This window comes from Thiosulfatimonas sediminis (assembly GCF_011398355.1).
GTDB classification, from domain to species: domain Bacteria; phylum Pseudomonadota; class Gammaproteobacteria; order Thiomicrospirales; family Thiomicrospiraceae; genus Thiomicrorhabdus; species Thiomicrorhabdus sediminis_A.
Genome location: NZ_AP021889.1, coordinates 793,146 through 813,352, shown reverse-complemented (window position 1 = coordinate 813,352; position 20,207 = coordinate 793,146). Strand labels below are relative to the sequence as shown.

The 20,207-nt window shown below is 46.7% G+C and carries 19 protein-coding genes; 11 read left to right on the top strand and 8 right to left on the bottom strand.

The window, feature by feature from the left end; all coding sequences use genetic code 11:
- The first annotated feature begins 4 nt into the window (after nt 1-4).
- The 5 genes from HRR27_RS03725 (at nt 5) to HRR27_RS03705 (ending at nt 4,943) form a co-directional block, all read left to right on the top strand.
- Nucleotides 5-1,318, top strand: coding sequence for a peptidylprolyl isomerase (locus HRR27_RS03725; RefSeq protein WP_173271033.1), 1,314 nt, complete (start codon nt 5-7; stop codon nt 1,316-1,318).
- Nucleotides 1,319-1,388: 70 nt separating this feature from the next.
- Nucleotides 1,389-2,369 (top strand): 4-hydroxythreonine-4-phosphate dehydrogenase PdxA, encoded by a 981-nt coding sequence (pdxA, locus tag HRR27_RS03720; RefSeq protein WP_173271031.1) that lies wholly within the window; start codon nt 1,389-1,391, stop codon nt 2,367-2,369.
- Between the two features lie 2 nt (nt 2,370-2,371).
- The gene (gene rsmA, locus HRR27_RS03715; RefSeq protein ID WP_173271029.1) at nt 2,372-3,217 is read left to right on the top strand and encodes a 16S rRNA (adenine(1518)-N(6)/adenine(1519)-N(6))-dimethyltransferase RsmA; all 846 of its coding nucleotides are present in this window, start codon (nt 2,372-2,374) and stop codon (nt 3,215-3,217) included.
- A gap of 12 nt (nt 3,218-3,229) precedes the next feature.
- Nucleotides 3,230-4,075 carry a symmetrical bis(5'-nucleosyl)-tetraphosphatase gene (locus tag HRR27_RS03710; protein WP_173271027.1) on the top strand — a complete coding sequence of 282 codons (846 nt, stop codon included), beginning with the start codon at nt 3,230-3,232 and terminating at the stop codon, nt 4,073-4,075.
- Nucleotides 4,076-4,316: 241 nt separating this feature from the next.
- Nucleotides 4,317-4,943, top strand: a complete 627-nt coding sequence (locus HRR27_RS03705; protein ID WP_194240655.1) for a hypothetical protein — start codon at nt 4,317-4,319, stop codon at nt 4,941-4,943.
- On the opposite strand, the gene HRR27_RS03700 is transcribed toward HRR27_RS03705, so the two are convergent.
- Nucleotides 4,940-5,242 (bottom strand): BolA family protein, encoded by a 303-nt coding sequence (locus HRR27_RS03700; RefSeq protein ID WP_173271025.1) that lies wholly within the window; start codon nt 5,240-5,242, stop codon nt 4,940-4,942. The two genes, HRR27_RS03705 and HRR27_RS03700, sit on opposite strands and share 4 nt — an antisense overlap.
- Nucleotides 5,243-5,380: 138 nt before the next feature.
- Here HRR27_RS03700 and HRR27_RS03695 point away from each other — a divergent pair, with 138 nt between their 5' ends.
- Nucleotides 5,381-5,902 carry a DsrE family protein gene (locus tag HRR27_RS03695; protein ID WP_173271023.1) on the top strand — a complete coding sequence of 174 codons (522 nt, stop codon included), beginning with the start codon at nt 5,381-5,383 and terminating at the stop codon, nt 5,900-5,902.
- A gap of 79 nt (nt 5,903-5,981) precedes the next feature.
- Here the strand turns inward: HRR27_RS03695 and HRR27_RS03690 are convergent, their stop codons facing one another.
- A complete protein-coding gene (locus HRR27_RS03690; RefSeq protein ID WP_173271021.1) occupies nt 5,982-6,791 on the bottom strand; it encodes an ion transporter in 810 nt (269 codons plus the stop codon).
- 267 nt (nt 6,792-7,058) lie between these two features.
- Here HRR27_RS03690 and HRR27_RS03685 point away from each other — a divergent pair, with 267 nt between their 5' ends.
- On the top strand, nt 7,059-7,310 hold the full coding sequence (locus HRR27_RS03685) for a 2Fe-2S iron-sulfur cluster-binding protein (RefSeq protein WP_173271019.1): 252 nt from the start codon (nt 7,059-7,061) through the stop codon (nt 7,308-7,310).
- 96 nt (nt 7,311-7,406) lie between these two features.
- On the opposite strand, the gene HRR27_RS03680 is transcribed toward HRR27_RS03685, so the two are convergent.
- Nucleotides 7,407-8,369, bottom strand: a complete 963-nt coding sequence (locus HRR27_RS03680) for a PstS family phosphate ABC transporter substrate-binding protein (RefSeq protein ID WP_173271017.1) — start codon at nt 8,367-8,369, stop codon at nt 7,407-7,409.
- A 354-nt stretch (nt 8,370-8,723) separates the two neighbouring features.
- Here HRR27_RS03680 and HRR27_RS03675 point away from each other — a divergent pair, with 354 nt between their 5' ends.
- On the top strand, nt 8,724-10,298 hold the full coding sequence (locus tag HRR27_RS03675; protein ID WP_173271015.1) for an inorganic phosphate transporter: 1,575 nt from the start codon (nt 8,724-8,726) through the stop codon (nt 10,296-10,298).
- Between the two features lie 419 nt (nt 10,299-10,717).
- Entirely contained in the window at nt 10,718-11,632 is a 915-nt protein-coding gene (locus tag HRR27_RS03670) for a copper chaperone PCu(A)C (protein ID WP_173271013.1), read from the top strand.
- 190 nt (nt 11,633-11,822) lie between these two features.
- On the opposite strand, the gene HRR27_RS03665 is transcribed toward HRR27_RS03670, so the two are convergent.
- Both HRR27_RS03665 and HRR27_RS03660 read right to left on the bottom strand, forming a co-directional pair.
- Nucleotides 11,823-14,027 (bottom strand): TonB-dependent receptor, encoded by a 2,205-nt coding sequence (locus tag HRR27_RS03665; RefSeq protein ID WP_173271011.1) that lies wholly within the window; start codon nt 14,025-14,027, stop codon nt 11,823-11,825.
- A 26-nt stretch (nt 14,028-14,053) separates the two neighbouring features.
- Entirely contained in the window at nt 14,054-15,169 is a 1,116-nt protein-coding gene (locus HRR27_RS03660; protein ID WP_173271009.1) for a cytochrome-c peroxidase, read from the bottom strand.
- Between the two features lie 326 nt (nt 15,170-15,495).
- Here HRR27_RS03660 and HRR27_RS03655 point away from each other — a divergent pair, with 326 nt between their 5' ends.
- Together HRR27_RS03655 and HRR27_RS03650 are read left to right on the top strand one after the other, a co-directional pair.
- A complete protein-coding gene (locus HRR27_RS03655) occupies nt 15,496-16,827 on the top strand; it encodes a sensor histidine kinase (protein WP_173271007.1) in 1,332 nt (443 codons plus the stop codon).
- 2 nt (nt 16,828-16,829) lie between these two features.
- The gene (locus HRR27_RS03650) at nt 16,830-17,399 is read left to right on the top strand and encodes a response regulator transcription factor (RefSeq protein ID WP_173271005.1); all 570 of its coding nucleotides are present in this window, start codon (nt 16,830-16,832) and stop codon (nt 17,397-17,399) included.
- Nucleotides 17,400-17,431: 32 nt separating this feature from the next.
- On the opposite strand, the gene phoR is transcribed toward HRR27_RS03650, so the two are convergent.
- Genes phoR through phoU form a run of 3 tightly spaced genes read right to left on the bottom strand, consistent with a single transcriptional unit; the run spans nt 17,432 to nt 20,200 of the window.
- Entirely contained in the window at nt 17,432-18,724 is a 1,293-nt protein-coding gene (phoR, locus tag HRR27_RS03645; RefSeq protein WP_173271003.1) for a phosphate regulon sensor histidine kinase PhoR, read from the bottom strand.
- Between the two features lie 5 nt (nt 18,725-18,729).
- Nucleotides 18,730-19,434, bottom strand: a complete 705-nt coding sequence (gene phoB, locus HRR27_RS03640; RefSeq protein WP_173271001.1) for a phosphate regulon transcriptional regulator PhoB — start codon at nt 19,432-19,434, stop codon at nt 18,730-18,732.
- 34 nt (nt 19,435-19,468) lie between these two features.
- The gene (gene phoU, locus HRR27_RS03635) at nt 19,469-20,200 is read right to left on the bottom strand and encodes a phosphate signaling complex protein PhoU (RefSeq protein WP_173270999.1); all 732 of its coding nucleotides are present in this window, start codon (nt 20,198-20,200) and stop codon (nt 19,469-19,471) included.
- Nucleotides 20,201-20,207 lie beyond the last annotated feature (7 nt).

Below are 20,207 nucleotides of genomic sequence, written 5' to 3'. Positions count from 1 at the left end.
CATAATGAAACCAATTCTTCGAGCCACCCTAGTTTCCGCCCTAAGCCTCGCCGCTTTTCTTCCGCTGAACAGTTTTGCCGCCAGCCCAAACAGCGCCAACAACGGTGTTTTGGTTGACCGCATTGTTGCCGTGGTAGATGATCGCATTATTCTCAAAAGCGAACTCAACAGCCGCCTACTGGAAAAATCCGATGAACTCGCGCAACAAAACATTCCGGTGAGCGATGTCGAAGCCTTGCGCGAGCAGGTATTGGAAAGCCTCATTACCGAAGCGGTCCAATTAAGCCGTGCAGAGTTAACCGGTTTACAAGTCTCAGACCAAGAACTTAACGAACAAATGGAGAAAATCGCAGCCGGAAATAAACTCAGTTTGCTCGAACTGCGCAATCGCCTCAACATTGAAGTCGACAACGGTTTTAATAAATTACGCGACAAAATCAAAACCCAAATGTTGATTCAAAAACTGCGTCAACGTGAAGTGATCAGCCGCGTTCAGGTAACAGAAAGCGAGATTGAAAATTATCTAAAACGCAAAACATTGGCAAACAAATACCGCGAAATCAATTTACGCCATATTTTAGTCGCCTTACCCGAATCGGCCACTCAACAACAGCGTCAACAAGCGCTGCAAAAAATCAATGAAATTCGTCAACGCGCCCTCAATGGCGAAGACTTCACCCAACTGGCAGTGCGTTATTCAAATGGCTCGCGCGCGCTGGATGGCGGAGATTTGGGGTGGATGAGTGATTCACAAGTTCCGACCTTTTTTGCCAAACAAGTCAATAACATGAATCTTGGCGACATCAGTGATGTCATTCAAAGCCCAAGCGGTTTTCATCTGATTCAAATTGCCGACCAGCGTCAAGCCGGCACGCAAAAAGTCGATCAGTATCATCTGTTCCGTTTCTTAGTACTCAGTGATGGTGCGCAACAACAAATGCAAGCGCCGGCATCGATTCGTGAAGCCGCCGCCAATATCAACAGTTTGGATGATTTTAAAGCGCTGCAACAAACCTTTGCCGACATTCCCGAAACTGAAAATGCCAATAGCGACATGGGCTGGCGCTCAAGCGAGGAACTCTCGCCAGAATTGCAAACGCGTTTAGCCGGCTTGAATGTGGGTCAAGCCTTAGACCCTGTCGCCACACAGCGCGGCTGGTTAATTTATTACCTAGACGGCATTCGTACTGTTAACGAAGATGCCGATGACAAGCGTGAAGAAGCGGCTAAAGCGGTACAGATGCGTAAAGCTAACGAAATGTTTGACCTCTGGTTACGTCGTCTACGCGACGAAGCCTATGTGCGCATCGAACTGTAACCAATCCCTTTCACATATTTTTAGCAAGGGCTGAAAACGCCCTTGTTTTGTTTTTAAAGAGAAGATTTAAATGACCGCACGATTTGTCATCACCTCCGGCGAACCTGCTGGAATTGGCCCAGATTTAGTTTTGGCGTTGGCACAACAAGATTGGCCAGTGCAATTAGTAATACTTGCGGATAAAGGTTTACTTGAAGAACGCGCGAAGATGCTCGGCTTAGAAGTGGATTTTATCGACTATGACCGTTTTGCTAAGGTGCGGCCTAGTCGCGCAGGGGAAATGTTCATTGAACCGATTGCCCTACCGCAAGCCGTGGAATTAGGCAAACTCAATCCGGTCAATGCCAGCTATGTTATCCGTATGCTTAAACGCGCCATCAAAGGCTGTATGAACCAAGAATTTGCTGCGATGGTCACTGGTCCGATTCACAAAGGCGTTATCAACGACGCTGGGCTAAAATTCAGTGGTCACACGGAAATGCTGGCCGAGCAGAGCCATAGCAAACAAGTGGTCATGATGCTGGCCACGCCCGGATTACGGGTCGCTTTAGTGACCACGCACTTGCCGTTAAAAGACGTTCCGGAAGCCATTACGCCAGAACTTTTAAAGGATATTCTGACCATTACCAACGACTCGCTCAGTACTCAGTTTGGCATAGACAAGCCGCGTATTTTAGTCACTGGGCTCAATCCGCACGCTGGCGAAAGCGGCCATATGGGACGAGAAGAAATTGATGTGATTAATCCTGTCTTACAACAGATGGCTAATGCCGGCATGAATGTACACGGGCCCTATCCAGCCGACACCTTATTTACCCCAAAATACCTACAACAAGCCGATGCCGTTGTTGCGATGTACCACGACCAAGGACTCCCTGTCCTAAAACACATGGGGTTTGGTAATGCGGTCAATATCACTCTTGGACTGCCATTTGTGCGCACCTCGGTAGACCATGGCACCGCATTAGATTTAGCCGGTAGCGGCAAAGCCGATGTCGGCAGTTTTCGCTACGCGATTGACGTCGCCATACAAATGACCGGACAGGAATAAGCATGGCCAGAGAAACACAACACGCCCGCTCAGCAAAAAATCGCGGTAAAAACAGCGGCCATCAGCATAAAAAGCAGTTTGGGCAAAATTTTCTGAATAACAATCAGATCATCGACCGAATTGTTGCTGCAATCCGCCCGCAAGCGGATGACCACATGATTGAAATCGGTCCTGGCGAAGCCGCACTGACAGACCCGGTTATCCGAATTGTAAAACATCTGGATATTATCGAAATCGACAATGATTTAATTCCGCAGCTAAAAATCAAGTTCGCCTCTCTTCCGGCCTTTCACCTTCATCACACGGATGCGCTGCGTTTTGACTACGCCGAACTGCTGCATACCAGCGACGAACAAGTCCGCGTAGTTGGCAATTTGCCCTACAACATCTCCAGTCCGCTCATGTTTCATCTACTCAAATATGCAGCAAACATCACCGATATGCATTTTATGCTGCAAAAAGAGGTGGTCGAACGCATCTGCGCGCAACCTGGAGGACGCCAGTTTGGGCGTTTAAGCGTGATGATGCAGTACTACTGCAAAACCGAAAATCTATTTGATGTCGGGCCAGAAAACTTCACCCCTGCGCCGAAAGTCGATTCCGCAATTGTTCGTCTATTGCCCTTCAAAAATAAGCCTCTGATTGCTGACGATGAAGCCCTATTTGAACGTTTTGTACGCCAATGTTTTACCTTAAAGCGAAAGACGCTGCGCAATAACCTAAAGGGCTGGTTAAATGAGGAACAGATCGAAGCCTGCGGGATTTCAGCCAGCGCTCGTTCAGAAACCCTTGCGGTCGCCGACTTTGTTAAACTGTGTAATTATTATCGGCAACACGCCCCAGAATAAAGACTTTCACGTATGAGTACCTATGTTATCGGCGACCTGCAAGGCTGCTTTGACGAACTGCAAACCCTTTTAGTCGCGATTGATTATCAACCCCAAACCGACCACTTATGGTTTGTGGGCGACCTGATTAATCGAGGCCCGAAATCACTGGAGTGCCTGCGTTTTGTCAAACAACTGTGCGAACAGGGAAAGGCGCAAACCGTTTTAGGCAATCACGATTTTCATCTGCTGGCGGTGTACGCCGGCTTAGAGCGCTTTCTTAGTGAATCCGACACCATCAATCCGATTTTACAAGCGCCTGATGTGGATGACTTAATCGACTGGCTCCGCAAGCAACCGTTAATGATTCAGCATCCACGAGAAAAAGCCGTGCTGGTGCACGCCGGCATTCCTCCGCAATGGACCATCAATCAAGCGTTACATTACGCCGAAGAAGCGCGCCAGCCACTGCTTTCTGAGGACTGGCAAACCTTTGTACGCGAGCATCTATTTGGCTCAGACGATAAAAGTTGGCAACCGATGATGAACGGCTGGCCGCGGATTCGTTACATCATTAATGCCTTTGCGCGAATGCGTTACTGCGATAAATTTGGCACTTTGGATTTTAAACAGAAAGATAACCCAAGCCGCGCAGAGAAAATCCAAGGCTTTAAACCATGGTTTAAATTCAAAAAACGCCAAAACTTAGGGACGGAAATCTTTTTTGGACACTGGTCAACCCTAGGCATGCTCGACGATTACGATGTCCATGCCACCGATACCGGCTGCCTTTGGGGTGGACATTTAACCGCCTATCATCTGGAGGGAAAACGTCGTATCTGCATTAAATGTACTCAAAAACAGGCCCCAAAGAATTAAGCAAGCCATCATAAATCGGCACGGACTTAAGGCGATACAGCAGTAAGTTTTTACTGACTTCAGTGCAGAATTAATGGCAAGGCGCAAATTGTGAAGCGCTTGTAACCATTTAAATTGACTCTGTGGCTGATTAATATTAACCATATACAAAAGCTGGTATTTTTATTGCTAATGCCTAAAAGCTTTGTTTTTTTGCGCGAAGCAAGGCAAACAACGACACAACAATTAAACAGTGGAAGCCATGACCCCCAGCAACGCAAACCCAAACGCCAAACTTTCCGACGCAAAGAACGCCAAAACCGTGGCTCTGCCAACGCCTGATGAACTATTACAACGACTACAACAGGTTGACTGCTCGCGCTTTGATGTCGATAAACGCATGAATGAGATGCGCGGTAATCGCATCTGGTTTTCGGCAATGGCCATTCCTGTGAGTGCGGTATTCTTAACGATTTTCACCCTTATTGGTGCTTTTGCCTTTGATCAACCAATTCCAAGCTTCTTAATTTCAGCAGCAATACTATATTGGATAGGGACGCTAATTGATTCACAACAGCGCCACCTGCCGATTCAAGCGCGCAATGAAATCATGCAACTGATTGCCGAAACCGAAGGAGAACAGGGCTTAGTTCCACACTTCAGCTATTTTTTACCAAAACGCTATCGGCATCTATGGCAATCATTAAAAAAAGGGAATTATCACTACATCGAACAATATATACAGGCCATTACCCTGTTACAAAAGAGTCTTGACGCAAATAAATTTATACAATTTTGGTATCTCAAGCATCCACAGCAGGCTGAACCGGAAACAACGGAAGATCACCCGTTTGCCGAGGTCGTGAATAAAGCAAAAAAATCCGCTTAATGTCCGCCGCCGCATTTGGGTGATGCCGGAATCACACCGCTTTTCTCTTGCCACTCTTGTGGCGTATAAGTGTGCAAAGCCAACGCATGAAACTGCGGCATTAAATCAACCAAAGCGCGGTACACCGCTTGTTGGCGTTTAACTCGGCTTAACATATCAAAATCCGAGGTCACCAAGGTCAATTTAAAATGCGAATCACTTGCTGGACCGGCGTGCATATGGCTCTCGTTATCCAGTTGCATGAAAGCGACCGAAAAGTTCTCGTTAATCGCTTGTTCAATTTGCTTTTGTAAATCCATTCGCTGACCTCCTAATAATCAAGCCGCTCATTATAATTGCCTCGACAGACAAATTTTCAAACTCTGTCAATAGAGTCACTGACTATTCATAGTTCACCTCAGTATAATGGAGACAAAACTAACCTATCGGAGTCAACTATGCGCTTACTCACCCCATTACTCGCTACGCTGCTTGCCGCAAGTTTCACTTTACAAAGCGGTCAAATCTTCGCGGCGGAAACTGCCTCTGGGGCATTCAAACTTAAACCTGTTCCAGAACTGCAAGACCCGGTCAGCGAACGTTTTCCGGGCGATCCGGCCGAGCATAAAGCGGTGTATATGTGGAACAAACACGATGCGGAATATCAAACCGGCATCTTAAACTCGATTCAGGCGATGATTAAAAAGTACGGCGACAATGTCGAAATCGCCGTGGTTGCTATAGGTCCGGGGCTGCATGTGCTGGCAAAAGAACCCAAACGCGAGGTCGATCAACTGATTTACGACCGAGTGAAAGGTTTTGCTAAAGATTACAAGGTGCGCTGGATTGCCTGCGGCAACACCATGAACACCATTCACTGGGAGCATTCCGATATGCGCGAATTTGCCGAATACTCCGAAGTTGGCGCGGCCGCTTTGATGGAACTGCAAGAAGAAGGCTACAAACTATTGGTGTGGTAGTAAATTGCCGCCCAAAACGTCAAAAGCCGAGAAAATTCTCGGCTTTTTTATGTGACTTAAGCGCGCAAGATCAATCGCGTTAAGAGCGGTTTTGATTTTCCAAAATCTTATCCAATTTGGCTTGCAACTGTTCCATCTGTGTACGCATTTGATTTATGTTTTCGTAATTGCTCTGCTCATGCGCTTGCGCGTGCGTCTCTTCTTCTTTGGCTTCGTTCATCGCATCAATAATAATCCCGATAAATAAGTTCAATACCGTAAAAGAGGTCAGCACAATAAACGGAATAAAGAACAGCCAAGAATACGGATAAACCTCCATCACCGGACGAACAATGCCCATCGACCAAGACTCAAAGGTCATAATCTGGAACAAGGTGTACATACTCTTCGCAATGTCGCCAAACCATTCGGGGAATTTATCGCCAAACAGCGAAGTACTCATTACCGCGCCAATATAGAACAAAATCGCCAATAAGCCACCGACCGAGAACACTCCCGGAATCGAGTGCAACATCCCACTGACCACACGGCGCATGCTCGGTACCGCATTGACCAAACGCAGCAGTCGCAAAATACGTAACGCACGCAGAACCGCCAAATCACCACTGGCAGGAATCAGCGAAACGGCAACAATTAGAAAATCGAAGTTATTCCAACCGTTTTTGAAGAACTGGCCGCGATAAGCGACCAATTTCAGACCGATTTCAATCACGAAAATACTTAAACAAATTCGATCAAACCAATCCAATAACGCGATGGTTTCACTGTCGATGCTTTTAGACGTTTGTAACCCCAAAATCAGCGCGTTAAATAAAATGACATAGATAATAAACTTACCAAACCAACTCGCCTCGACGAGCTGTTCGGCCTTCATTTGTAATGACTGCATACTCTTTTCCAATAAATTGTTTACCAACACCTTATCTAGGCGACTAAAAACACCTAGAGAGAGACAGAACAACTCCAAATGGGGAATTATTCTGTCTCTCTCTAGCACAAGGATTTTCACAACCCATAAAACAGAAGCCAATCGCTCACGCCTCTGTGGTAATAAAGAATTTTTATACGCCAATTTTTGGCTATTTTACTTAAATTTTTTAGTTTTTAAATTGCTAAAATGGGGCTTTTATAAAATAACCAGTTCGGGGTAAATCAAATGTCAAAAATCACCGTTATCGGCCAAGGGGAATGCGAATTCGACGGTCAATTTTCGATGCTGGAAGCACTGGATGAAAGCGGTTTCGATATGCCATACAGCTGTCGTGGTGGCAACTGCGGTGCCTGTGCAGTAAAGCTGATTTCGGGTAAAGTCGAAGAAATCCAATCACCCATCTATGAACCCAACGACGATGAAATTCTTACCTGCAGCTGTATCCCAATGGGCGATGTGGTGCTAGAAATTCCTTAAATCATCAAAATGGCTAGCTCAGAAATGCAAAAACCCCACCATTGAATCACTCAACGGTGGGGTTTTTGTTGTAAAACGCTTTAAGAAGACTTGGCGTTATTTTAGTTTCGCTAACTCTTTTTCTACCACCGCTTTTGGTAACGCAATGTAGCCATCTTTAACCACATCTTCTTGGCCTTTCTTAGACAAAACCAATTTTAAAAACTCGCCCACCACCGGCTCAATCGGCTTATTCGGTGCTTTGTTGACGTAAACATACAACAGACGTGACAATGGGTAAGTACCTTTCACCGCATTTTCTGGCGTCGCCGCAACAAACTCGCCACCTTCTTTCTTCGCTAACGGAAGCGCTTTAACACCGGCGGTTTTGTAACCAATGCCCGAATAACCGATACCATTTAACGATGCTGAAACCGATTGAACCACTGAAGCTGAACCCGGTTGCTCATTTACCGATGACTTAAAATCGCCTTTACAAAGTGCTTTTTTCTTGTAATAACCATAAGTTCCGGAAACCGAATTACGCCCGTAAATTTGAATCGATTTATCCGCTAAATCACCACTCACACCGGCTTGGCCCCAATTAGCAATATCATCTTTAGCACCGCATTTACGGGTTGACGAAAAAATCGCATCGACTTGTGGAATGCTCAAGCCTTCAATTGGATTATCTTTGTGGACATAAACCGCAAGCGCATCGATTGCAACCGCAACTGGGGTTGGCTTATAACCGTGCTTCTTTTCAAACATCGCGATTTCTTTGTCTTTCATCATTCGACTCATCGGGCCGATATTGGAGGTTGACTCAGTCAACGCCGGAGGAGCCGTTGAAGAACCGGCCGCTTGAATTTGAATGTTCACGTTTGGATAGGTGCGTTTAAACTCCTCAGCCCATAGCGTCATTAAGTTGGCTAAGGTGTCTGAACCAACGGACGACAAATTACCCGAAACACCGGAAACTTTTTCGTAAACGGGAAGTTCGCTCGTTGCATAAGCGTTGACCGGAGCAAATGCCGCTGCAGCGATGCCCATGGCTAAAATAAGACCAGTTTTTTTCATTGGGAAAACTCCAAGTTGAAAATCAATTAAATTAGAGGATGTTCTGTTATCTGCGGCAAATTATAAAAACCCTCTGTAAAACCCTGTTGACAGAAAAATGACATTCTTGTGACAACACAAACCGAGCAAAAAATGCCATCAAACAATGACCTGATTGCCACAATCACCACTTAGCTGGGCAAAACCGACAAAGAAGCGGTCAAGTTTTGGCATAAATCACGCCCATCAGGCATGCCCTCTCAGAGAAACACAAGCTGATATTTGTCAGAAAGTTGTAATATTCCGCACTCAAGACGAGGAAAATTCTATAAAATTGGCAACAACTTTTTTATTGATTACTAATTGGGAACGGCTATGGAATTTCGTGACATTAACGAACTGGAAAACGCCACCAGTCGAGGCCGTAAAGAGATGTTCCGTTTTGGAACGGCTTTACTTTTCATTGTTCTAATTATTCTCTTTACCGCCAATATGCAAACTGGCACAGGGGTTATCAGTGTCGAACTGGTCATCGCTGCGATGATTGGTGGCTATATGGCGTTGAATATCGGTGCCAATGATGTTGCCAACAATGTTGGCCCAGCGGTTGGCTCGACGGCATTGACCCTCACTGGCGCGATTATCATTGCCGCCATTTTTGAAACCGCTGGGGCGCTCATTGCCGGTGGCGATGTGGTCAATACCATCAGTAAAGGCATTATCTCGCCAGACCTGATTGGCGATGCCGATACCTTTATTTGGTTGATGATGGCCGCGCTTTTGGCTGGCGCCATTTGGTTAAACATCGCAACAGCAATGGGCGCTCCGGTCTCGACCACGCACTCAATTGTTGGCGGAGTCTTGGGCGCAGGGATTGCTGCGGCCGGCTGGGGTGTTGCCAATTGGAATACCATGGGAGCAATTGCGGCCAGTTGGGTTATCTCTCCGGTTATCGGCGGCGTGATTGCGGCGGCTTTCTTAATGTGGATAAAGAAAGCCATCACCTATCAGGATGATATGCTCAGCGCAGCAATCAAAGTAGTGCCTTTAATGATTGCAATTATGGCATGGGCTTTCTCAACCTACCTGATTATGAAAGGACTCAAAAAAGTATGGAAAGTGGATTTTATCTACGCCATGCTGATCGGGTTGGCGATTGCCAGTGCTCTTTACCTGTTGATCAAACCGATGATTGCCCGTCAAGCAGCACGTTTAGAAAACAGTAAAGCCAGCATCAATACCCTATTTACCATGCCACTGATATTTGCCGCTGCGCTGCTCAGTTTTGCGCATGGCGCGAATGATGTCGCCAATGCGGTCGGCCCTTTGGCGGCGATTAACGATGCGCTACAAAGCCATGAAGTCTCTCTCAAAGCGGAAATTCCGTTATGGATTATGGTCATTGGTGCGGTGGGGATTTCCCTTGGTCTGATGCTGTTTGGCCCGAAATTGATTCGCACAGTCGGCTCGGAAATCACTGAACTGGATCAAATGCGCGCTTTTACCATCGCCATGGCAGCGGCCATTACCGTTATCGTTGCCTCGCAACTTGGTCTACCAGTCAGCTCAACGCACATTGCTGTCGGTGCGATTTTCGGGGTCGGTTTCTTACGCGAATACTTGAAACGCAGCTATGCTAAAGCGATTCAAGAAATCAAAGACCACCACCAAGGCAGTGACGAAAAACAAGTAAATGCCTTTATTAACAACTTCTCTAAGGCGAATGTGCCGCAAAAGAAGATTATGTTAGCGCAGTTAAAAGAGCACAAAGCCGGAATTGACCTCACCAAGAAAGAGCGCAAATCGCTCAACAAGGTTTACCAAAAAGAGTTGGTCAAACGCTCCGCATTCCTAAAAATTGTGGCCGCTTGGATCATTACCGTACCGGCTTCTGCGACCTTAGCCGCGATTTTGTTCTTCACCATTCGTGGGATGATGGTTCAAGGATAAAGCGCACAAACCGCAAACCATTAAAAAACCGCCGTTAAGATTTGTTCTTTGGCGGTTTTTTTATGGCTATGGTCAACTTGGCGCTTAGGGAACGCACAGAACGAGTCTGCTTAAAATGGGTTCAAATCCAAACGGACCATCTCGGCCGCATTCGTTGCTTCCAAACTCTCGCCTCCGCGCGCAGAAAGTGAACCGATGCTTAAAGCACTTAACGCAAATTTAACGGCCTGTTTTCATTTTTCTCCTCTGATTTTGTTCTGCGAATTTTATGCCAGCGACTTAGGCGTTGAAAATACGACAAATAGCCTCGCTAACAAATCTTATGAATGCAAAAATTTTATTTATCAAGAAATTCATTGCTAAATAAGGTATGATTTAGAGCGTTTTCACACTCACTTTTCATCCTATGGGAGCCTCCTATGAAAGTATCCGCACTCAGCACTCTCACGCTTGGTTGTTTGATCAGCTGGCAAACGGCTTTTGCCGCGACCGTGGCCGAATCCATTGAAATCGAAAATCCGTATGTGCGCATGGTGCCGCCCGGAGCACCGGCCACGGCGGCATTTATGACCATTAAAAACACCGACGCTAAAGACCATGCGGTGGTTTCGGCAAAAGGTTATGTCAACCAAATTACCGAACTGCACACGCATATTCACGACAACGGTGTGATGCGCATGCGTCAGGTTAAGCAAATCGAGCTACCGGCAGGTCAAGACACCGATCTACAACCGGGCGGTTTGCATGTGATGCTCATCAACCTCAACGAGCCGATAAAAGAAGGACAAAAATACCGTGTTGACCTCACCTTTGATGACGGTTCAACCAAAACCATTGAAGCGGTCGGCAAACCGATTGTGCCGATGGGAATGGGGATGACAAATGGCATGGGCAACGGCATGAAATGCGGCGGCGCCATGATGTCTGGCGAGACAACCGCCATGCAAGGGCAGCTAACGAACGGCCGCAATGTCAACCCGATGCAACTGGTGATGCACGCGAACCCAGCATTTCCAAACCTAACAGGCATCGCCGTTAAAAACGCCGCAGAACTGGGGCTTAACGCCGAGCAAGTTAAAAGCCTAAAAGCGTGGGCTGCATCCAATGGCGATGCCATGCAACAAATGTTCAAGCAAGTTAGCATGATGGAAAAAGATTTAATTCAAGACGCTCTTGCCGGACAGTCTAAAGCGGATCTGATGGCAAAATTCCAACAAACGTTGGATCTGCGCAGTGAAATCGCCGCGAAAAAAATCGACTGTCGCGACAATATGCAAAAAATTCTGACAAAAGAACAGTTTGAAAAACTCGCCTCCATCTACCCGATGATGTGATTAGGTGGCTTTACCCAAATAAAAACGCCGTAGGAAACTTTTTCCTACGGCGTTTTTTTGCTGCCGATTCTACCGTTAAACACTTAGGCGAACACCGCATCAGACCGAATGGCATCAGCTTCCAGCACCACACAATTTAGCCAAACAAGACGCTTGTTTGCCGTCCGATCGAGACTCGGTAACAGGCGACTTAGAACTTGAGATTCAACCCCAAATAAAGATTACGCCCCATCCCCGGAACCGCCAGCATTGGAATGCCGTTGATTGCCATGGTACGCCCTTCTCCAGTGTAAACACCGCCGGTCGGCAAGACGTAATCTCGATTGAAAATGTTATCCACACCAAAGTCGATACGCAGGTCTTTAAGCGCGTAGCTGAACTTCAAATTCACTAAGGTATAACCCGGAGTTGCTAACTCGTTACGCAACAGCGACACATCCTCTTTGGCACTAACCATCACGATTTCCAACATATTGCGCCAACGATTCATCTGCTGCATCAAGCTCAAAGTCGCATTTAACGGCATGATGTTATACAAGCGATCATTGGTTTCAAGATTGTAACCCTGTGCATAATTTAGCTTCGCTTTTGCGGTCCACGCCCCTAGAGTGTTTTCGCCAAGTTGACGGTTCGCAGCGACATCAACTCCGTAAATACGCGCATCTTGGTTACGGTACTGCAACACATTGAACTGGTCGGGTGTGTAACTTAATGCCACCCCATCAATATAATCTTGGACATACGAGAAGTACGGCATGACTTGAATGCCCCACTGCTTTTTATCAGCGGCATGCCAGTCGAAATTGGCACTCAGCGTATAAGCCACTTCAGGCTGCAAATTGATGTCACCAACATAGCCGTTGCCATCGCCAACAAAATTATTCATCACCGCTGGCATCGTCCATGATGACCAAGTGTAGCGTTCATACAAATTTGGCGAACGAACTTGCCGTGCCAGACCGAAATCCATCGCTAAGTTGTCGCTGTGTTGATAGCTAGCCAAAGCGGTCAAGCTTAAATTATGATCCGTGCGCGCTCTCTCGACAGTATTGAATGCCGTCGCTTCGGATTGCTCGTTGGTTACCTCGGTTTGCCCATTCGGCTTAGTAAAGGTATCCGCATCGTGATAACCTTGAACTTCGTCGGCATCCGATTGAACCCTTTCAAAACGAGCCCCCAAACGGGTTTTCCAAGCTTCGTTGACTTGTGCTTGCCATTCTGCAAAAGCGGCATAACGGTCTCGGGTACCATTATTGATGTTCCAAAAGGTATTCGGGCTCATCCCAGCCGAGGCCGGATTGGCCACCCAATAATCATTTAAAGTGAACTTTTGCACCTCAGTTCCGATGGTCAGTAAACTGTTATCACTTAAGGTGATGTCGGTCGCCGCTTTAAAACCATTCGTGTTGCTTTCGGTCGCCATCGGCATTTGCATCTGAATTTTATAATCCATAAATGCCATTTCATGATTAACATCTTCACTGTAAGCCTGCAAGCGCACCGCGCCCCAAACGGTGTCTTGCTCATATTCAAGATTGAGTTTCGTGCTCTCGTTGGCGGTCATATCCATCCGCTGATTGGGATACTGCTCATAAGGCACACTCTGTTTGGTGATACTCACTTTGAACAACGAATCATCCCCCTTTAACGCCAAGCTTAGCTGATGATTAATGCTTTTATAGGCAGTTGCAGCAACTTCATCAGCCGCCGTGCTCGTGCCTTGCGTGCCATCGGTAAACTCGGTACCAGCGGTTGCGCTGGTGGTGGTACTGAAGGTCTTGAAATCACTGGCCGCAGAATAGTTATCCGCTTCGGCATAATTGCCTTTATAGGTGATATTCACTTTATCGGTCGCGGTGGTAACCTCAAGATTCGCCCCCTTTGCATTACCGTTGGAGCGGTAATAAGTGCCCACCTCACCTTGGGTAAGCTGCTCACCATTTGGCGCAAAAAATGGCTCAGCGGTTTTTACCAAAATGCTGCCGCCAATGCTATCACCGCCTTGACTGGCAGGCGTAATACCCGGATAAATCTCGATGGATTCCGCTTGACTCGGTGCAACGTAGGAAAGCGGCGTATTCATATGGTTTGGGCAAGATGCCACCAACTGCATCCCGTCGACTTGCACATTCAAGCGATTATCGGCAAAACCGTTCATCACCGGAAAACCGGAAATACCGCCGGCTTGATTCACCGAAATTTTCGGCGAATCCGCCAGCACCTCAACCAAATCACTCGTACCGGCCGCCGCTTGTTCGATTTCTGATTTAACCATTAGGTTAGGTTCGACTTGCACGGCGGAATCGCTCACCACAACCGGAGCCAACTCAGTCGCATTTGCCGCTTGTGCCGCCATCAACGCAGGGATAATTGAGGCTAATATTTTCTTTTTCATATTTTGGTGCTCCAAACTTTTTGCAGTTATTCACTGCAGTTTTGCGTTGTTGCCGGCATGGCTGCAACGAAATTATCATCGGTCAAGGTACGCATAAAACACTCAAGCGCATCGACATCACCGTCAGACAACTGCAAATTCAAAGCGTTGTTAAAAAACGCAATCGTAATTTTTAGGTCTTTATAAACACCGTTATGCAGATAAGGCGCCGTCACCGCAACATTACGCAAAGTCGGCGTTTTAAATTTACCGATTTCGCTCGTTTCAACTACCTCAGGATTTTCAAACAACCCCTGATCATCCTCATCTCCAGTCAACGCCTGATTATCTGGCACCGCTAAATTGTAGTAGCGGTAATCGCTGAACGTCTGCTTATTCGGATTGAAAGCCGCGCTGCTGTGGCAACTCATGCAATGGTCTGCAAAAAGGGTCGCGCCAAGTGCTTCGGTATTTGAGAAAGTGCTGGTATTGGCTTGCACCGCATCCCATTTAGCGTTAAAAGGCGCAAAGGTATCGGTTCGTTCAAAAGCGGCAATCGCTTGAGTCATTGCAGCGTAAGCTTGGTCGATATCATCAAAAATACCCTGACCATAAAAACCTTTAAAGGCGTTCACATAGTTGTCATTTTCTAACAGACGTTCAACTACCGCGGCTTTATCGGGCATCTGCATTTCCACCGGATTCAGCGGCGGCCCACCTGCTTGGTCTTCTAAAGTGCTGGCTCGTCCATCCCAAAACTGGCCGCCAAAATACCCATTCGCATCCTTTGAAAACTTAGGCGTTAAGGCAGCATACATCGCCGTCGGAGCATTCCGCACACCGACTGAAAAACCATCATCGCCAACAGAAACCCCAGTGGTCCGAGCAATATAGCCGACTGAGTTTGGGTTAGTAGATTGGCTGTTATGCCGAGGATCAGTGAACGCTCTAACACTGGCGTGACAGGTGGCACAAGATTGCGTGCGCGTATTAGATAAATTAACGTCATTAAACAGGGCACCACCTAAGTCAGCGGTCGATGCGAAGGCAATCGGCTCTTGCAGTTCAATAATATCCACATCGCCAGCGCCACCACAGCCTGTAAGGAAAAGCGGAAAAAGACAAGTTAGTAACGTTTTTTGAGTCAGATTAGCAAAGTTCATTGTTCTCGTTATTCAGTAATAAATTAAGTGCGGGAATTTTAACGCCTAATTTTCTGAGATAACTGCGACAAATTGTCGCACTCATAAAACTTATAACAAACAATAAATTTAATTTATAACACGACCGAGTGAATAAGCGTCAACGCTAAGAGCGCACAGTTTGTCAGTTCTGAAGCGATGCGAGTGCAGCATAATATGTAACCGCAAGGATGGTTCCAGTGGACAGACTTATTAAGGTAGTATGAATTTGGTCATCTCTAAGCGCGCAAGTGCGCTGAACTTTGAGTAAGATTAGCACCCACTTTACTTGACGATAAACACGACCAATGCTGCGTATTCAGATTCCACAACCCGCCCAAATTCGTTATTACACCAGCATGCTATTGTTTTTAAGCATCATCTGGCTGGTGACGCTTGGCTGGTTTATCGGTCATTTAAAAATGCAGTTTTCGCTTGCTTGGTCAAGCGTTTGGTTGCTGTTGCTATTGCTCACCCTTAGCAGCAGTTTTTTGCTTAGCCGTAATAAAAGGCTGAGTAAAGGCCGTAGTACCAACCAAAACTGTCGCAAAGACAATTGGTTATGGATGTCGCTGTTAATGTGGGCGATGCTAATTAACAGTGCCTTGTTGTATGCAACCGGCGGCACCATTAATCCATTAACCCATCTTTTATTACTGCCGCTGGCACTCGGAATGCTCTTACTGTCACCGCCTTTTTTTATGAGTTTGGCGGTATTTTCAGCGCTGCTTTATCTGCTGTTAAATTATTACTATGTACCGATCATGTCGCTCAAGGTGCAGAGTTTGCAGGCTTTTTTCGCTTGGCATTTGCACGGTTCGATGTTGGTGTTTATGTTGTTGGTGCTGTTCCTCGCGCTGTTTATCCTGCCGATGAAATCCCGACTGGACCAACAGCAACGCTTACTTGAAACCCAGCAACGCAGCGCATTAGAAACCGAATATGTGTTATCGGTAGCGAGTATCGCTTCAGCCTCTGCACATCAACTGAGCACGCCGCTCAATACCTTAACTTTTTTGCACGACTTGCTGCAAAGTGAGGTGCACAGCGACACGGGCAAGGATTACCTAAAAACCATGCAAGAACAGCTGATTGTCTGTACCCAAGCGTTACAAAATTTACGTTTACGCGCCGATTACGCCAATAAAAATCAGCCACCCAACATCCCATTGAGCCAGTTTTTTAAAACCTTAAAACAGGAGTTTGCGCTCTTGCATCCGCGCAGTAGTTTGCAAATTCAGGGAGCAAGCAATGCACTGGAAAGTTACACCATCAGCGCCGATCCCAGTTTAAAACTGGCGTTAATGAACTTGCTCGATAATGGCGCGCGCTATAGCCCAGAGTGGATTGAGCTGCAATGGCAATTGAACGAAACCGCGAAGCCATGCGAATTGCATTTGCAAATTCGTGATCAAGGCGGTGGCTTGAATGCAGATTTATTAGATAACTTAGGCAAGGCGCCAGCTGAATCGCCCCACGGCTTAGGCATGGGGGTATTTTTAAGTCGAATGATTTTAAACCGTTTTCATGGCGACATTCAATTTGCCAATGACACTGACAGCGCCCAAAAAATACGTGGCTTAAAGGTCACAATTTGGCTTAGCGACATTCTGCAAAAAGTTCCCACAACGAGCGAATAAACATGATAAACACCCCGATATTGGTGGTTGATGACGACCCGACTTTCTTGCGTATTATAGGCAATGCGCTCAAACAACAAAATATTGATACCTTGCTAGCAGAGTCACCCGAGGCCGCGAGAGAACTGTACCTTAGTCAGCCAATTGAATACGCGATTCTGGATTTAAATATTGACGGCCAAAGTGGTTTACAAGTGTTGCAAGATTTGCTGCTTCACCAAGCGCAGTGCCGCGCCTTAATTTTAACCGGCTACGCCAGCATCACCACTGCCGTGGAAGCGATGCGTCTCGGCGCGATTGACTACTTATGTAAACCCGCTTCGGTGCAAGATATTCTCAAAAAACTGCAAACCTTAGAACCGGCAACTAAACAGGAAAAAGAGACGGAGAATCGTCCCGTAAATCCAAGCGAAGACGATTTCCAAGCGATGTCGGTTCGGCGTATGGAGTGGGAACACATTCAGAAAGTGCTGGCGGAAAACGATGGGAATATTTCTGCTACCGCAAAAGCATTGAATATGCACCGCCGAACCCTACAGCGCAAATTACAAAAGCGGCCGGTGCAACAATAGTTTGATGGCACAAAAACCGGCCGCAATGGGGTCTATTCAAAATCGTTAAGAAGAATCACTCGCGCAGGCGCAAAACGACAATAGAAAGTACTCCCCTTGCCAAGCACACTGGAAACTTGCAAATGCGAATCGTGTTTTTCCAGCACGTGCTTAACAATCGCCAAGCCCAAGCCGGTGCCGCCAGTGGTGCGTGAACGGTCTTTATTTACCCGATAAAAACGTTCGGTTAAACGCGGAATATGCTCCGGAGCCACGCCCAAGCCTTGGTCGGACACCGAAAAATGCGCCCCCTGCTCATCCTGATACCAGCGCACTTTAATCTCGCCACCATCTGGAGAATACCGAATCGCATTTGAAATCAAGTTCATAAACACGCTTTTCAACGGCTCGGTAAACCCTTTTAACGCTAAGCAAGCATCTACCTCAAACACTAAATGGTGCTCCGGCTTCGCCAGTTGCGCTGCTTCGATATGCAGATGTTGCATCATACTCGGAACATCCACCTCCTCTAATTCAGCGGTAATCGAATCCGCTTCAATTGATGATAGCGTCAGCAAATCATCAATAATCGCGCGCATCCGTAAGGTTTGATTGTGCATATGCTCCAGCGGCGTATCCCAATGCCCCTCGTGCGGCATATCACGCATCAGCTCCAAATAGCCATGCAAGACCGTCAAGGGCGTGCGCAGTTCGTGCGAAGCGTTGGCGACAAAATCACGACGAATCTGCGCTAATTGATACAACTCCGTAATATCGGTGGCGATTAAGAGTTTGTGGTTTTCAAAATATTCAATGATTTTGATCTCAAACACTCGGGATTGATCAAGCGATATCGTTTGTGAACTTTCATAATCGTGCGACTTTAAATAGTCTAAAAAATCCGGATGCCGAATGACCGCTTCGATACGACGGCCAACATCTTGGCGCAAGATGCCGAGCATATTCATCGCCGGTTCGTTTAACCATTCAATGTAATTGCGCTGATCAATTGATACCACCGCCGAAGGCAGTAACATTGATGCAGCCTTGAACTGTTCGGATTTATAAAAGTTGAGGTCGGCGTGTTTTTCTAAAGCACGCTGTTTTTTCGAGACTTGATAAGAGAGTTCCGACCAAAGCCCACTGGACGGCGGGTGCGCTTCGATACTGCCTCCTTGAATCCAAGATTCAAATTTAGCCATACTCCACAGATGACGCCCAACATAGAAAACCACAAAACTGGCAAGCGTAAAATACCACCATCCGGTAAGCCAAACAAACGCTAAAAAAACCGAGAGCACACCAATAATCCAAGTGAGTTCGTGCTTTATCCCACTGCTAAGCAAATCGCTTACGCCTCCACAGCCGAGAACCGATACCCTGACCCGCGAATGGTTTGAATGTAATCCGCGACGCCGATTGGTTCCAGTAATTTTCGTAAACGGCGAATATGCACATCCACCGTGCGTTCTTCAACCACCACATTCAGCCCCCAAACCTGGTCCAATAACTGCGCGCGCGAGAAAACTCGATCCGAATGCGATATAAAGAAATTGACCAATTTAAATTCGGTCGGTCCCAATTTGACCTCGTTACCGTCTACATAAAAACGGTGACTTTCGATATCCAGACACATCCGCCCTGCAATACGATGTTTATCGTCGTTTTGTCCAGACGAACCTTTTTGACGCCGCAATAACGCATTCACTCGCGCCACTAATGCACGCGGTGAAAACGGTTTAACGACATAGTCATCCACACCGGCATCAAAGCCCTGCACCTGCGCCTCTTCTTCGCCGCGCGCGGTCAACATGATAATCGGCAAATGAATGGTTGCCTCATGTTGGCGCAGCTTTTGCGCCATTGTAATACCAGAAATACCAGGTAACATCCAATCCAGAAGAATCAAATCCGGTTTTTTCTCCAGCGCCAGCCGCATACCCAATTCGGCGTTACCCGCCTCTTCCACCCTGAATCCCGAGGAGACAAGAGTGAATTTCAACATATCGCGGATGGCCGCTTCGTCTTCAACAACTAAGATGGTTTTTTGGCTCAAATGAACTCTCCTGACAAACCTTACCTAAAAAAGGTCACTTTGTATGCAAAAAGTCTGCCAAGGCCGCTTCATCCATTTGACGAACATCTTTACCGCGTACTAAATAGACCACGCTTTCGGCAATATTGAGTGCGTGATCGGTAATGCGCTCGGCCGCACGCACCGCTAATAACATCTGTATATACAGCGCAACTTGCTCGGAAGTGCTTGCCTCGACCAACTTGGCTTGAATTTCTGCTGTCGCCAATTTTAGCACTTCATCCATCCGCGTTTCTTCTTTATACAATCCAAGAATGTCGGATAACTCTAAACGAGTAAAGGCGTTTAAAGCACTTTTAAGCATACTGCTACTGGCAACCATTAATTGTTTTAAGTAAGCGTAAGCCGGCATTTGCGTGCAGTCTCCCCCCAATTTACACTGCGTAATTGCTAATTTCGCAATCTTCACCGCTTCATCGCCCATACGCTCTAAATCGACAGCGATGCGAATCGACATCACAATCAAACGCAAATCGGAAGCGGTCGGTTGTTGGCGCGCTAAAACGGCGGCACAAAGACGGTCTATTTCAATTTCTTCGCGATTAATGATTTTATCCAAATTCAGCGCATTAATCGCTTTGGCTTCGTCACTGTTTTCCAAGGCTTGGCTGACGTCTTGCAACTGCTGTTCAACTACCCCACCCATCTCTAAGACCTGATTAAACAGCGCCTCCAAGTTACGGTTAAGTTGCTCAGATATATGACTATTAAACTCATCTCGGTTCATGTTTACT

Coding starts and splice junctions, on each gene's coding strand:
- HRR27_RS03725 (WP_173271033.1), top strand. CDS start 5: ATGAAACCAATTCTTCGAGCCACCCTAGTTTCCGCCCTAAGCCTCGCC.
- rsmA (WP_173271029.1), top strand. CDS start 2,372: ATGGCCAGAGAAACACAACACGCCCGCTCAGCAAAAAATCGCGGTAAA.
- HRR27_RS03650 (WP_173271005.1), top strand. CDS start 16,830: ATGATAAACACCCCGATATTGGTGGTTGATGACGACCCGACTTTCTTG.
- HRR27_RS03655 (WP_173271007.1), top strand. CDS start 15,496: ATGCTGCGTATTCAGATTCCACAACCCGCCCAAATTCGTTATTACACC.
- HRR27_RS03680 (WP_173271017.1), bottom strand. CDS start 8,369: ATGAAAAAAACTGGTCTTATTTTAGCCATGGGCATCGCTGCAGCGGCA.
- HRR27_RS03690 (WP_173271021.1), bottom strand. CDS start 6,791: ATGCAGTCATTACAAATGAAGGCCGAACAGCTCGTCGAGGCGAGTTGG.
- phoU (WP_173270999.1), bottom strand. CDS start 20,200: ATGAACCGAGATGAGTTTAATAGTCATATATCTGAGCAACTTAACCGT.
- HRR27_RS03670 (WP_173271013.1), top strand. CDS start 10,718: ATGAAAGTATCCGCACTCAGCACTCTCACGCTTGGTTGTTTGATCAGC.
- HRR27_RS03675 (WP_173271015.1), top strand. CDS start 8,724: ATGGAATTTCGTGACATTAACGAACTGGAAAACGCCACCAGTCGAGGC.
- HRR27_RS03710 (WP_173271027.1), top strand. CDS start 3,230: ATGAGTACCTATGTTATCGGCGACCTGCAAGGCTGCTTTGACGAACTG.
- HRR27_RS03685 (WP_173271019.1), top strand. CDS start 7,059: ATGTCAAAAATCACCGTTATCGGCCAAGGGGAATGCGAATTCGACGGT.
- HRR27_RS03705 (WP_194240655.1), top strand. CDS start 4,317: ATGACCCCCAGCAACGCAAACCCAAACGCCAAACTTTCCGACGCAAAG.
- HRR27_RS03665 (WP_173271011.1), bottom strand. CDS start 14,027: ATGAAAAAGAAAATATTAGCCTCAATTATCCCTGCGTTGATGGCGGCA.
- HRR27_RS03660 (WP_173271009.1), bottom strand. CDS start 15,169: ATGAACTTTGCTAATCTGACTCAAAAAACGTTACTAACTTGTCTTTTT.
- HRR27_RS03695 (WP_173271023.1), top strand. CDS start 5,381: ATGCGCTTACTCACCCCATTACTCGCTACGCTGCTTGCCGCAAGTTTC.
- pdxA (WP_173271031.1), top strand. CDS start 1,389: ATGACCGCACGATTTGTCATCACCTCCGGCGAACCTGCTGGAATTGGC.
- HRR27_RS03700 (WP_173271025.1), bottom strand. CDS start 5,242: ATGGATTTACAAAAGCAAATTGAACAAGCGATTAACGAGAACTTTTCG.